This window comes from Pseudomonas sp. TNT2022 ID642 (assembly GCF_028656995.1).
Lineage (GTDB): Bacteria > Pseudomonadota > Gammaproteobacteria > Pseudomonadales > Pseudomonadaceae > Aquipseudomonas.
In genome coordinates this window covers 47,656-60,532 of the sequence record NZ_JAMDGW010000034.1, presented here as the reverse complement: position 1 = coordinate 60,532, position 12,877 = coordinate 47,656, and the positions used below count along the sequence as shown (strand labels likewise).

11 protein-coding genes are annotated in these 12,877 nt (G+C 61.8%); all 11 read left to right on the top strand.

Annotation, left to right across the window (positions count from 1 at the left end):
* The first annotated feature begins 5 nt into the window (after positions 1 to 5).
* Genes M5G26_RS26380 through M5G26_RS26330 form a run of 11 tightly spaced genes read left to right on the top strand, consistent with a single transcriptional unit; the run spans position 6 to position 12,842 of the window.
* The gene (locus tag M5G26_RS26380) at positions 6 to 752 is read left to right on the top strand and encodes a sugar transferase (protein ID WP_150693420.1); all 747 of its coding nucleotides are present in this window, start codon (positions 6 to 8) and stop codon (positions 750 to 752) included.
* Positions 752 to 1,399 carry a CpsD/CapB family tyrosine-protein kinase gene (locus M5G26_RS26375; protein WP_008084477.1) on the top strand — a complete coding sequence of 216 codons (648 nt, stop codon included), beginning with the start codon at positions 752 to 754 and terminating at the stop codon, positions 1,397 to 1,399. Before M5G26_RS26380 ends, M5G26_RS26375 begins: the two co-directional genes overlap by 1 nt.
* A 21-nt stretch (positions 1,400 to 1,420) precedes the next feature.
* Positions 1,421 to 2,446: a polysaccharide biosynthesis/export family protein gene (locus M5G26_RS26370; protein ID WP_242208716.1), complete on the top strand. Its 1,026-nt coding sequence runs from the start codon at positions 1,421 to 1,423 to the stop codon at positions 2,444 to 2,446.
* Between the two features lie 16 nt (positions 2,447 to 2,462).
* Positions 2,463 to 4,055, top strand: coding sequence for a GumC family protein (locus tag M5G26_RS26365; protein WP_150693418.1), 1,593 nt, complete (start codon positions 2,463 to 2,465; stop codon positions 4,053 to 4,055).
* Positions 4,052 to 5,143 carry a glycosyltransferase family 4 protein gene (locus M5G26_RS26360; RefSeq protein ID WP_273916893.1) on the top strand — a complete coding sequence of 364 codons (1,092 nt, stop codon included), beginning with the start codon at positions 4,052 to 4,054 and terminating at the stop codon, positions 5,141 to 5,143. The genes M5G26_RS26365 and M5G26_RS26360 overlap by 4 nt, the downstream gene beginning before the upstream one ends.
* Positions 5,140 to 6,510, top strand: a complete 1,371-nt coding sequence (locus tag M5G26_RS26355) for an O-antigen ligase family protein (RefSeq protein ID WP_273916892.1) — start codon at positions 5,140 to 5,142, stop codon at positions 6,508 to 6,510. Before M5G26_RS26360 ends, M5G26_RS26355 begins: the two co-directional genes overlap by 4 nt.
* The gene (locus tag M5G26_RS26350) at positions 6,507 to 7,475 is read left to right on the top strand and encodes a glycosyltransferase (RefSeq protein WP_273916891.1); all 969 of its coding nucleotides are present in this window, start codon (positions 6,507 to 6,509) and stop codon (positions 7,473 to 7,475) included. The genes M5G26_RS26355 and M5G26_RS26350 overlap by 4 nt, the downstream gene beginning before the upstream one ends.
* Positions 7,468 to 8,604, top strand: a complete 1,137-nt coding sequence (locus tag M5G26_RS26345) for a glycosyltransferase (protein WP_273916890.1) — start codon at positions 7,468 to 7,470, stop codon at positions 8,602 to 8,604. The genes M5G26_RS26350 and M5G26_RS26345 overlap by 8 nt, the downstream gene beginning before the upstream one ends.
* Before the next feature lie 13 nt (positions 8,605 to 8,617).
* Positions 8,618 to 9,619 carry a polysaccharide deacetylase family protein gene (locus M5G26_RS26340; RefSeq protein ID WP_273916889.1) on the top strand — a complete coding sequence of 334 codons (1,002 nt, stop codon included), beginning with the start codon at positions 8,618 to 8,620 and terminating at the stop codon, positions 9,617 to 9,619.
* Positions 9,616 to 10,923, top strand: coding sequence for a lipopolysaccharide biosynthesis protein (locus M5G26_RS26335; RefSeq protein ID WP_150693412.1), 1,308 nt, complete (start codon positions 9,616 to 9,618; stop codon positions 10,921 to 10,923). The genes M5G26_RS26340 and M5G26_RS26335 overlap by 4 nt, the downstream gene beginning before the upstream one ends.
* On the top strand, positions 10,920 to 12,842 hold the full coding sequence (locus M5G26_RS26330; protein WP_273916888.1) for a hypothetical protein: 1,923 nt from the start codon (positions 10,920 to 10,922) through the stop codon (positions 12,840 to 12,842). The genes M5G26_RS26335 and M5G26_RS26330 overlap by 4 nt, the downstream gene beginning before the upstream one ends.
* Positions 12,843 to 12,877: the final 35 nt, after the last annotated feature.

Sequence of the window (12,877 nt, the reverse complement as noted above, 5' to 3'; positions counted from 1 at the left end):
ACTCCATGACTGGACATGAGAAAGGTGTACCGATCCAAGAGATGCGCCGAGACAAGCGCGTCGACCCCGAGCACAGAATGCGCCTCGACGCAGCCATTCACCGTCAGGGTCGCGGCTGGTTCACCGGGCGCGATGGTGGTCGTCCATGGCAATTGTCACGCACCAACCGCGTGGTCGCCTGCCTGGGCGCGTTGCTGATCCTGGTGCTGATCTCGCCGCTGTTACTGGGCCTGGCACTGGCCATCAAGTTCAGCAGCCCTGGTCCGGTGATGTTCGTGCAAAAACGCACCGGCTACCGCGGTCGCAAGTTCGGTATGTACAAATTCCGCACCATGGTCGCCAACGCCGAAGAATTGAAAGAGTCGCTGCGTCACCTGAACAAGCACGGTGCCGACGCCATCGACTTCAAGATTGATCAGGACCCACGCATCACCCGCATCGGCGGTTTCCTGCGGCGCACCAGCCTCGATGAACTGCCCAACCTGATCAATGTAGTGACCGGCGACATGCGCCTGGTCGGCCCGCGTCCGACCTCGTTCAACGCCTACCGCTACAAGGACAACCACCTTGCCCGTCTGGCGATCTACCCCGGCATGACCGGCCTGTGGCAGATCTCCGGACGCAGCAATATCGACTTCGACCAGCGCGTTGAGTTGGACCTCAGCTATATCGCCGAGCAGAGCCTTTTGCTTGATCTGAAGATTCTGTTGAAAACCCCCTTCAAAGTATTCAGCGGCCACGGAGCAAGCTAATGGACGGTTCAACCAACAAAAGCCTGAGCATTGCCAACCCCAGCGAATCGAACCTGACCTCGACCGTGCTGGATCTCGATCTGCGGATCCTGTTCCTGACCGCCGCCAACCCCGGCGCCGGCACCACCACCAGTGCCCTGGCGCTGGCCAGCCAACTGGCGCAAATGAGCAGCGGCCAAGTATTGCTGGTCGACGCCAGCCAATCGGCGAGCAACCTCACCCAGCAGTTGAACTTGAGCAAGGAACGCGGCCTGCGCGACCTGCTGTTCAACCCGGACAACCCGCCGCTGTTGCAGGACTGCGTGGTGCAGGTGTCGAGCCTGCCGTTTCATGTGCTGCCCAACGGCCGGCCGATCCGCACCATGGAACACCTGACCGCCGAGCGTCTGAGCCCGTTGCTCGATCAACTGGGCAGTCAGTACCGCTTCGTGGTGATCGACGGCGACGCGGTGTATTCCGCTGCCGACACGCTGGTGATCAGTACTCAGGTCGATGGCGTGGTGTTTGTCGTACGCGCCGAGGACACCCGCTGGGAAGTCGCCCAGGCCGCCGTGCAACGCCTGACCCAGGCCGGGGCAAAAGTGGTCGGCAGCGTGTTCAACCGGCGCAAGTACTACATGCCCAAATGGCTTTACAAAAACCTCTAAGCGAACGCGAAGGATGACGCCATGAACGCCAAGATTCTTGTGCTGCTGATGCTGCCGCTTGCAGGTTGCTCCAGCAATTCCGACACCCAGAACATGCCGGTGAATATCCTCACCGCCAGCCCGGCCAACGCTCAGGCGACCGACATGCCGAAGATCGAGCAGACCCTGCGTCCGCAGGATGTGCTCGATGTGATCTTCCATATCAGCACCAGTGGCTCGGACGCTTACCGCGTGCAGTCGGGTGACCAGATCGGCCTGAACTTCACCGCTGCCAGCCAGCTCAACGGCAACCAACTGGTGCTGCCCGACGGCACCATCGAACTGCCGGGCGCCAACACCTCGGTGAAAATCGCTGGACTGACCAGTGATCAGGCGCGCGAAGAAATCCAGCGCGCCTATCAACGCAAGCAGCTGTTCCAGCCCAACCGCAATCAGTTGACCGTGCAGATCATCAGCCCGCTGACCAACGAGCAGAATCTGAAAAGCGCGCTGAACCACCCGGCCACCGGCATGAGCCGTGAGATCACTGTCGGCACCGACGGCTACGCGAGTTTCCCGGAAATCGGCGCCGTGCCGCTGCAAGGCATGACCGTCAATCAACTGGAAACCTTCCTCAACAAGAAGTACGCGCAACTGCCCGGCCGCATGACCGTGGACGTACTGCTGAAATCCACCGCCGGCAACGAGATCTACGTGCTCGGTGAAGTCGGCCAGCCGGGTTCCTACCCGATCCGCCGGCCGGTATCGGTGCTTGAAGCACTGACCCTGGCCCGTGGCACCAACGTCAAGGCTCGCCTGGATTCGGTGGTGATCATGCGCCGCAACGGCAATCAGGTGCAGGCGGTGCGCTACGACGTCGAGAAGGCCTTGTCCGGCGATGCTTCGCAGATCGCGTATCTGCAACCGGACGACATGCTCTACGTGCCGAAAACCAAACTGGCCAGCGCCGGCGAACTCGCCCGCCAATTGGCTGACGTGGTGCTGTTCCAGGGCGTCGGGTTCAGCTTCGGCTACCGCGTCGACAACAAAGACAGCAACAACAACTGACTCTCAGGTGACCGACATGAATCCAAAGGAAAACTACCTGCATGAGTTCTTCAGGATCTTCTTCGCCAACAAGCAACTGGTGAAACGGGTCTTCCTGATCTTTGCAGTCATCGCCCTGCTCCTGCCGCTGGTGCTCAAACAGAGCTTCGATATCACCGCGCAGGTCATCGTGCAGTCGAAAAAACTCTCTCAGGGTGACGCCACCACGTCGCTCACGGTGGACAACGCCACCTTTATTCCGCCGTCGCTGGCGGACATGGAGACGGAAAGCAATATCCTCCGTTCACCGGCGCTGATCCGCCAGACCATCAGCGAACTGCGCGACAAAGGTGAATACACGCCTTCGCCGGGCATCTTCAGCAAACTGGTGGCCGAGCCGTTCAAGCGCTACATCAGCTCGCCGCTGCGTCAGTACGTGATCAACCCGGTGCGCAACGTGCTCGGGCTGGAAACTGATCCGGTGCGTGACACCGCACTCGACGCGCTGACCCAACAAGCTATCGACAGTCTGAAAATCGAGACCCTGCCCGGCTCCAACGTGATCTCGATCATCTACAGCTTCCCCGATCCGCATCAGGGCACGACGTTCGTTTCAGCCTTGCTGCAGAACTATCTGGTCAGCCGTCAGGCCTTGCAGTCGATCGACTTGCCGCAGTCCTTTTACGAGTCGAAGAAGCATCTCTATCAGGTGCGCCTCGATGGCCTGGAAGGTAACCGCCAGGCCTTGCTGGAAAGTGTCGGCTCGTCGGATCCGAAGGAGGAAATCACCTTCCGCCTCAACGCGATCAATACTGAGGAGCAAGCGCTTAACCTGTATCAGGATCGCCTGTTGCAGAGCCAGCGCTGGCTCGAATACCTGAAGACCGCGATGGCTGCGGCCACCAACAACAAGCTCAACGACTACACCTTCCCCTTCACCTTCACCACTACCGTCGACAACGTGGCGTTCGAGGATCGGGAAATCAAACAGATGGGCGAACAACTGACCACGCAGGTCAGCCGTTACATGAATGACCTGGCAGTGTTCCAGCCCGGCAGCGAACCGATGTTGCTGACCCGCGAGCAAATCGCCCGCACCCGTCAGCAGTTCCTCAAAGTGGTGAGCAACCGCATTCAGGAACGCACCGCCGATCTGGCGGTGGTCAAGCAGGTGATCGATCAGAAAACCGCGCGCATCGCCGAGTTCAAGAACCGCATCCACGAGTTGCAGCAGACCCAGAGCAAGCTGCGGCAGATGGACACCGAGATTGATGCGCTGCACGCCGCTTTCTCGACCTACGCCCAGCGTTTCGCCGAAAGCAGCACCACCGGCGCGCTCAACGACGATCTGTCCAACGCCCGGGTGCTCAGCCCGCCGTTCGAACCGACCGAAGCCGCGTTCCCGAAACCGGGCCTGATCATTCCGTTCGGTTTGTTCACCGGGTTGCTGTTGGCGATTGCCCTGGTCTATGTGCGTGAGTTCTTCGATCACCGCTTCAAACACCCGGCGCAAATCAGCCACGAGCTGGGCGTACCGGTGCTGTTGGTGATCAACGACCAGAACGCGCTGCCGAGCAATCCGCACAAGAACTGGACCGTGCCAAGCTTCCTGCACTGGGTGCGCAATTGAGCAGCGCATCCTCCCCGACTGCCGCGCTGCCGATCATTCATTTGCTCAGCAGCGGCGGCTTCTATGGGGCCGAGCGCATGTTGCTGGATCATTGCCTGGCGACGCCGGGGCAGCATCAGGTGCTGTTCCTCGACGCGCCGCCAGAACTGATCGCGCGCTTTCGCGAGGCCGGGGTCGACTGTCGCGGGTGTGCCGGGCTGGGGGAATTGCTCCGGCATCTACGCCAGCGTCGCAGTGAAGAACCGCTGATCAATACGCACAATTTCAAAGGTCTGTTGTTCGGTTGGGTTGGCGCAACCCTGTTGCGCCTGCCGCTGGTGATCACCCAGCACGGCTTCACACCGCGCAGCCGCAAGCAGAAGTTCTACACCTGGCTGAGCCTGCAACTGTGCCGCACCGCGTCGGTGGATCGGGTGGTCTGCGTGGCGGAAAGCATCGCCACGCTGCACCGTCAGGCCAGCGTACGGGCGGATAAATTGCAGGTGATCCCCAACGGTCTGCCAGCCGCTGCGGCGCTGGTGCCGGTTGCGGATCGGCAACGCTGGCTGGCCGGTTACGTCGGCCGTTTGAGCAGTGAGAAAGGTCCGGATCTGTTTCTTGATGCCTTGATCCCGCTGTGTCATCAGCATCCGCAACTGGACGCGGTGATGCTCGGCGATGGCCCGGAACGCGAGGCGTTGCAGGCGCGGATCGACAACGCCGGTTTGCAACAACGGATTCGTTTGCCCGGTTATCAGATCGCCATGCAACCGTGGTGGCGGCAACTCGATGCGCTGGTGATCAGCTCGCGCACCGAAGGGACACCGATGATTTTGCTCGAAGCCATGCAAGCCGGGGTGCCGGTGGTGGCGTTCGGCGTCGGCGGCATTCCCGATGTGCTCGAACACCGGCACAACGGCTTGCTCGCCACACCGGCCGACTGCGCCGCCCTCGCCCGCCAGCTCGACACTTTGCTGAGCGAGCCGAAGCTGGCCCGGCAACTGCGCGACAACGCAAAACGCACGCAACAGGATCGCTACGACCTCAAGGCTTTGGCCGAACGCTGGTCGCAGCTGTACATCCGCACGGCACGGGAGGCACGCGCATGATTTTCCCGCTCTCGATCGTCAGTCTGCTCGGTCTGGTCTGCATCGGTTTGCTGGCCAGCCCTTATCCGTTTCTGGCGCCGGGGGCGGTGCTGGGCCTGGTGGGTTTTGCGGTGTTGTACCGCAAGCCGACCTGGGGTCTGCTCGGCATTGCCGCACTGGTGCCGTTCGAGGGCTTCTTCAAGGACACGTCGTTCTCCGGCAGCAAGCTGATCGGTGCTTCGCTGGCGGTGATCCTGATGCTGCAACTGGCGTTGCACCAGATTCCCTCGGAGCGCCTGCGCAGCAATATCTGGCGCTACCTCGTGTGGTTCATGGTTCTGTATTTCCTCAGCCTGCTCAATACCGATGACCTGGGCATGTCGCTGGGGCACCTTCGCGAGCTGAGCGTCGGTTTGATCCTGTTTGTCATCACCTTACTGATCGGCCGTGAACTGAACCTTGACCTGTTCGCCCGTCTCGTCACCCTCGCCGTCAGCACCACCTGTGCGATGGCGATGTTCTCGGCCAAATTCCAGGATCAGGGCCGCGCCGCCGGTCTGCTCGAAGACCCCAACGCGTTCGCCATGCTGATCGCCTTTGCCATTCCGCTGGGGCTGCTGCTGGTGATCCGTAGCCCGAACCTGCTGCACCGGTTGTTCTGGGGCGGTTGCTGCCTGCTGCTGTTGGGCGGCATGACCAAAACCGAATCGCGCTCCGGGCTGGTGGTATTGGCGCTGAGCCTGCTGATTGGCTGCTGGCATTACCGCACGCAACTGACACGGATTCGCCCTCGGCATCTGGGCTTCGCCATGCTTGGCGCGGCGATCGTGATTCCGCTGGCGATCTACGCAATGCCGGCCGGTTATATGGCGCGCATCCAGTCCCTGAGTATTCTCAGCGCCGGTTCCAAGGCTCAGGACGAATCCCTCGGTCGCCGCGCCTCGTACATCGTGGTCGGCAGCCAGATGATCCGCGAGAACCCGCTGCTCGGTTCCGGCCCCGGCACCTTCCCGCTGCACTACGCAACCACCGGTTACGCCAAGGCGTTTTCGGCCAATCGCAAGATCGGCGACCTCTATCGCCGCGCGCACAACACCTACCTGGAAATCTTCAGTGAATTGGGCGTGCCTGCCGGACTGTTGTTCGTCGGCATGCTCGGTCTCGGTCTGTACAACCTGATTCGCGCGCGGGCGGCGTGGATGTTGCGCCGCGACTGGCATCAGGCCGACATGATGACCCACCTCGGTGTGAGCTTTCTGTCGCTGACGCTGTTCCTGATGTTCCTCAGCGCACCGAACCAGAAGTACGTGTGGATCATGCTCGCCATGACCAGCGTCCTGCGCCTGAAAGCCGAACAGGCGCCATTGACCACGGAGGCCAGGGCATGAGTCGCATCAGCATCGTCATTCCGATGTTCAACGAGGCCCGGCACATTGGCCGCACTTTGCTCGCCGCGCAAAAAGCCGCATACGCGGCCAATGTCGAGTGCGAGCTGATCGTGGTCGACAACGGCTCGAGCGATCAGGGTCCGCAGATCGCCCGCCAGTTCGGCGCGCAGGTGTTGGTGCTGCCGGGGTTGTTGATCGGCGCGTTGCGCAATCGCGGCACGGCCATCGCCACGGGTGAATGGCTGGCGTTTATCGATGCCGACATTGAACTGCCCGAAAACTGGCTCCAGCCGCTGTTCGACATCGAGGCCAGCGGCCAGGCCGATGTCTTCGGCCTTGATCTGCACACGCCTGCCGAAGCGCCGTGGTACGCCACCGCCTGGCAACGCCGCACCTTGCGCGTGTCGTCGCAGACCTCACACGTGGTCGACTGGCTGCCCAGTGCCAACCTGTTGATGCGTCGGCGCTGGTTCGACAAGGTCGGTGGTTTCAACGAGAGCCTGCGCACCGGCGAGGACAAGGAATTCACTCTGCGCCTGCACGAACAGGGTGCGCGGTTGCTGTCGATCAACGACAACGTCGCCCTGCACTGGGGTTACGAAATGAACTGGCGCGAGTGGATGGGCAAGGAACTGTGGCGTCAGGGCAGCCATCTGCAATTGCTGCGCACCCACGGTTTCAGCCTGCGCCTGCTGCGTTTTCCGATGTTGTCGTTGCTGGTGTGGCTGCTGGATTTTCTGGCGATCTCGGCGCTGCTCGACGGTTTTCCGCATCACGCGGCCGTCATGGTCATGCTGACACTGATACCGGGACTGGTGCTCAGCCTGCGTCAGAGTTTCAAACACCGCAATATCGGTCTGACCCTGCAACTGTGGGGCCTGCACTGGGTGCGTCTGCACCTGGCTGGCGCCGCCTTCATTTTGAGTCTGTGTCATTGGAACGCCAGGAGGCCTGCCCGTGGCTGAATTCATTTTCTGGATGTGCCTGTTGCTGCCGGTCTACGCCTACGTGGGCTACCCGCTGTTGCTGACGTTAGTCGCGCCGTTGTTCCCGGCCTGGCGGCACACACCAGCGCCGCCGTTGAACGTGAGCATCGTGATTGCCGCGCACAACGAAGCCCGGCATATCGAGCACAAGTTGCGCACGCTGCTGGCGCAGGATTATCAACCAGCGACCCTGCAGATCATTCTGGCCAGCGACGGTTCGACCGATGACACAGTGGCCTGCGCGCACAAAATCGTCGACCCGCGCATCACCATTCTCGACCTGCCGCGCCAGGGAAAAGCCGCGACGCTGAATGCCGGTGTGGCGCTGAGTACCGGTGACATTCTGGTGTTCACCGACGCCGACAACCAATGGTCGCGCGAAACCCTCGGCTACTTGCTTGCGCCGCTGAATGATCCGCAAGTCGGCGGTTGCGCCGGGCACATGGTGATTCCGGTCACCGGCGGCGGCTTGAGCGTGGGTGACAGCCTCTATCGGCATTACGAAGGCTGGCTGCGCCGGGTCGAGAACCGCACCGGTTGCATGGTCTCCGCCGACGGCGCCCTGCTCGCCTTGCGCCGCGAGTTGTTCCAGAACGTGCCGGCCGAGGTCAACGACGATTTCTTTATCAGCACCTGCGCGCCGGTCGCGCACAAACGCATCGTCTATGTGCCGGAAGCGCAAGTGATCGACCACGGGGTCGATGAGGCGGACAAGCAATTCCGCCGCCGCCAACGCGTCACCGTCGGCGGTCTGCAAAGCCTCGCCCAGCGCCGCGAGCTGCTCAATCCGCTGAAATATGGCCTGTATTCGATCGCGTTGATCAGCCACAAACTGATCCGCCGTCTCGCGCCGGTGCTGTTGCTGCCGTTGCTGCTGAGCAACTTCTGGCTGTGGGACGACCACGGTTTCTATCGTCTGGCCCTGATCGCGCAATTGTTCGGCTATGCCATCGCGATCGCCGGGCTGCTGGATTCGCAACACCGCTTGCCGAAGCCCTTCCGCCTCGCTGCGTTTCTGCTGGTCACCCTCGCCGGGATGAGTCTCGGCCTGTGGCAGTTCCTGCGCGGTCAGCGGTATGCCCAGTGGAATCCGGAACAGAACCGTTAAGAGGACCGAAGCCATGGCGATCAAACAATTACTCAAACGCACCAGTGGCTGGCTCTATCTCAACTCGTCCATGGGCCGTAACCAACTGCACGGCGCCGGAGTGATTCTGATGCTGCACCGGGTGCTGTCGAACGACCGCGCCGCCGACCTACCGCACCGCAACGAATTGTGCGTCGGGCCGAAAGCCTTCGAGCATTTGCTGGTGTGGCTGCGTCGGCATTTCGATTGCGTGCCGCTGATGGAGATCCTCCAGCCCAACTCGCTGCGCACCGAACGCCCACGGGTGGCATTGACCTTCGATGACGGCTGGCGCGACAACGCGGTCAACGCCTTTCCGCTGCTGCAGAAACATCAGGTTCCGGCGAGCATTTTTCTCTCCACCGATTTCATCGGCAGCCGTCAGCGCTTCTGGTGGGAAAGCCTGGGTGAAACCCTGTGGGGCAGCCATGGCGACAAGGCGCGGATGCATTTGATCGAATGCCTGCATGCCATGCATCACCCGTTGCCAGTGCTGCTCGATGACATCGACGTCGACCGGCGCAGCCTGGCGCTGCTGCATTACCTGCAAGGTTTGAAGTCGATTGACCCGCAGGAGCTTGAACGGTTGACCGATGAGTGCCCGCAGGAGTCGCAACCGCAAGCGCTGGACTGGCATCAGGTGCGCGCACTGGAAGCCTCAGGGCTGGTGCGTTTCGGCCCCCACGGCGCCAGTCACGCCATCCTCACCGGCCTCGACGACGTGCGCCTGAGCGAAGAAATCAGCCGCAGCCGCGATGCGTTGCACAACGGCTGCAACCGGCCGTTGCCGGTGTATTGCTACCCCAATGGCGACAACGATGAGCGCGTGCGCGAACAGATTGCCAATCACGATTACCCGTTCGCCCTCGGCACCGGCACCGGCATTTATCGCGGTGAAGGCGATCCGCTGAACCTGCCGCGTTTCGGTGTCAGTCAGCGCACCGCGCGTAATCCGCAACTGCTGTCGTGGCGGATTTTTCGTGGGGCACGGCCATGAGCCGAAGCAACTACCTCAAACATTTGGCGCTGAGCATGGGCACCAAACTGGCGATGATCGCCCTGCGTTTGCTGCGCAATGTGTTGCTGGCGCGGATTCTCGGACCGAGTGAGCGTGGCTTGTTTGCGTTGCTCAGCACCTTGCCGGATCTGATCAGCGCCGCCACCAGTGGCGGCTTGAATTCCGCGGTGGGTTATCAGGCTGCCAAGCAACGGCCGATGGGCTTGCTGCTCAGTCAGGTGTTGGTGTTCGGTTGTTTACTCGCAGCGTTGTTGACCTTGCTGGTGGTGGCGCTGGTACGTGAATTTGGCAGTGAGCTGGATGTGACGATGCAGCTCGGCTTGCTCGCCTGGTTATTGTTGCTGGCGGTGCCGCTGACGGTATTGAAAAGCGGCCTGCTGACACTGCACAACGCCTCGGGTGGCGTGGTCGCGTTCAATGCCTTGCGCCTTGTGGAGTCGTTGGCGCCATTGTTGCTGTTCCTTGCTCTGTTCTGGATGTGGCAAAGCGCTGCCCTCGAAGCCGCACTGATCAGTTGGCTGGCCGGCATCAGTCTGGTGGTGCTGGTCGGTTGGGTCTGGCTCAAACGCGCGCAACCGTTGCAACTGCAATGGGACCGCGCCAGCCAGAAAGAACTGCTGCGCTACAGCGCGCGCAGCCATCCGGATCTGCTGTTCCAGCAAGTGATTCTGCGCTCGGATTATCTGTTCATTGGCGCCCTGCTCGGCAGCACCGCCCTCGGTCATTACGCCATGGCCAGTGCTGCCGCTGAATTGCTGCTGATCGTCCCGGAAGCAGTCACCACGCCGCTGATGAAACGCCTGCTTCAGCAAGACGAAGGCATGGACAAGGTCACGCCGCTGGCGCTGCGCCTGACCGCCACGGTGATGCTCGGCGCGTGCCTGACCATGGCGGTGATTGGCGAATGGCTGATCGTCACGTTGTTCGGTGCGGTTTACCAACCGGCGTATCCGGCGCTGCTGGCATTGCTGCCGGGGCTGTTAGGCCTGTGCTACGCGAGCATCCTGCGTCTGGACCTGCTCGGCAAGAATCGCCCCGGCACGGTGTCGTTGCTGATGGGCCTGGGTGCCCTGCTCAATCTGGCGCTGAACCTGGTGCTGATTCCGGCTTACGGGATCGTTGGCGCAGCGGCGGCTTCGTCGATTGCCTATCTGGCGGTGACCTTGGCGATGCTGGTGCTTTATTGCCGTCTGAGCGGCGTGCCGTTCTGGCAAACCTTGATCATCCTGCCCCGTGACGTGACGCCGATGTGGCTGATGTTGCAACGCCGGAAAACCGCATGAAAGGCCTGGCCCTGCTGCTCGGTCTCGGCCTGTCGCTGGACGCCTTTGCCGCGTCGATGCGCTGGGGCGAGATTCGCGACGGCAGTCTGTATTTGCAAGCGGATCGCCCGGACACGGTGACGGTTCGCTGGACGCCGGCGTGGCAGGCCGACGCCAATGAAGAGCATCTGTATCTGCTCGATGGCCAAGGCAAGCTGCAGGGCGATCGGTTTATCAAGTCCAGTGAAACCCGTGGCAGTCAGAGCTGGTCACTGTCGCCCGGGGCTGCGAGTTATCGACTGGAAATTCCCGGCTACAGCTTTCGCAATTATCGCGTTGAACACGACGACCGCACGGTGGCGTTGTTCGCCCCGGCAAAAGTGCATTTCAGCGCCGACACTCATAGCGGCGACGAGTTGTATTTCAAAGTCGCGCCGGGCGAACACGCCGTGCTGGCCGGCAAATTTCATGGCGGCGTCAGTGGTTTGCAGGCGCAACGGGTCGGCGACAATCAGACACTGACATTGGCGCTGAAACCCTATCGCGCCTACTGGCAGTACGATCAGATCGCCCTGCCCGTCAGCACGCGCGAACAGGTCTGGCGCCTGCGGTTACAGGGCAGCGGCAAAGCGGCGTTCTGGCTCGACGGCACGGCCAACCTGTTTGCGCAGACGCCGCAGCAGCTCAAGCCGCTACGTGAAGACGCCGGCCAGACGCGTCTGGTCTTGCACGACAAGATCCTCGGCCGCACCCCGGATCTGGGCATCGCCCTGCCCTACGTGATGCCGCCGCCAGCCAGTCATGCGGCGCTTGATGCACTGAAACCGACGGCAGCGAGTTACTACAGTTTTGTCGACGTGACGGCGAAAAATCCGCATTTCGAAGACGCGTTTCGTCAGCTGTATCAGGAGCGTTTCGGCATCAAGCAGGACATCACCTTGCTCGCCGGCAGTCAGCGTCAGGCCGATTTGCGCGCCGATGTGCAAAGCAACAGCGGCCTCGATGCGTGGCTGGCCACGACACGGGCGCTGGGTCGCAAAGGCACGCATTACATCGGTTTTGCCGACGAGCCGAACCTCAATTACGCCAGCTACGCGCAGTATCAGGCGATTTTCGCCAGCATGGCGCGGCAGGTGCGCAGTGATCCGGCGAATGCCAAGGCTGGCGTGCGCATCGCCATGCCGGCCAGCTCACGGCTGGTCAACGGGCCGTTCGCCAATAACTCAGCGGACAAGCGCGGCATCGACTGGGCGCGGCGTTTACTCAGCGAATCCGGCGATCAGGTCGATGCACTGGCGTGGCACGAATGGATGATCCGCGACTTGCTCGCCACCCGCGTGTATCGCGACAGCGTGCGGCGCGCGGCCGAGTTGGTCGGCCTCGACAATAAAGGTCAGCCACGCAAGGCCTTGCTGCTCGACCAGACCAACCTGTCCAGCGGGTCCAGCCTCAGCCCCTACGATCAGGAAACCCACTACGCTTCGCTGTGGTGGGCGTCGGTGGTCATCAACTCCTCGCAGGACGGTTTGCTGAGCATGCTCAACTGGTTCCAGGCGGCCGATGAACCGCAGTATCCCAAGGGCATGCTGCGCGTCTCAGCGGATGAGCAACGCTTCGAATTGAAACCGGTGGGCCTGGCCCAGCAATTCATCGCCCAGCACTGGCTGCATCAGGTGCTGTGGCTGGAGAACGACGCCTTTGAAGTCGATGTGCTGGCGATGGCCGGCGACGATCAGCGTGGGCTGCTCGGGGTGAACAAAGGCACTCGGCTGCAACGTGTAGACCTTGCCGGCGCCAAGTGCCCGCTGAACAACGGCGCCCTGCGTTACTTCGGCGCCGACAACCGCAGCCGCGACGCGCCGTTTGCCTGCGAGAACGGGCGCGTGCGTTTCGAGCTGCCGGGGCAAACCCTGTTCGCCCTCAACTGGAGCGCTTCATGAACCGTCCGTTGATGTTCAGCCGCGCAGGCCCGTGG

Coding starts and splice junctions, on each gene's coding strand:
- M5G26_RS26380 (WP_150693420.1), top strand. CDS start 6: ATGACTGGACATGAGAAAGGTGTACCGATCCAAGAGATGCGCCGAGAC.
- M5G26_RS26375 (WP_008084477.1), top strand. CDS start 752: ATGGACGGTTCAACCAACAAAAGCCTGAGCATTGCCAACCCCAGCGAA.
- M5G26_RS26370 (WP_242208716.1), top strand. CDS start 1,421: ATGAACGCCAAGATTCTTGTGCTGCTGATGCTGCCGCTTGCAGGTTGC.
- M5G26_RS26365 (WP_150693418.1), top strand. CDS start 2,463: ATGAATCCAAAGGAAAACTACCTGCATGAGTTCTTCAGGATCTTCTTC.
- M5G26_RS26355 (WP_273916892.1), top strand. CDS start 5,140: ATGATTTTCCCGCTCTCGATCGTCAGTCTGCTCGGTCTGGTCTGCATC.
- M5G26_RS26350 (WP_273916891.1), top strand. CDS start 6,507: ATGAGTCGCATCAGCATCGTCATTCCGATGTTCAACGAGGCCCGGCAC.
- M5G26_RS26340 (WP_273916889.1), top strand. CDS start 8,618: ATGGCGATCAAACAATTACTCAAACGCACCAGTGGCTGGCTCTATCTC.
- M5G26_RS26335 (WP_150693412.1), top strand. CDS start 9,616: ATGAGCCGAAGCAACTACCTCAAACATTTGGCGCTGAGCATGGGCACC.
- M5G26_RS26330 (WP_273916888.1), top strand. CDS start 10,920: ATGAAAGGCCTGGCCCTGCTGCTCGGTCTCGGCCTGTCGCTGGACGCC.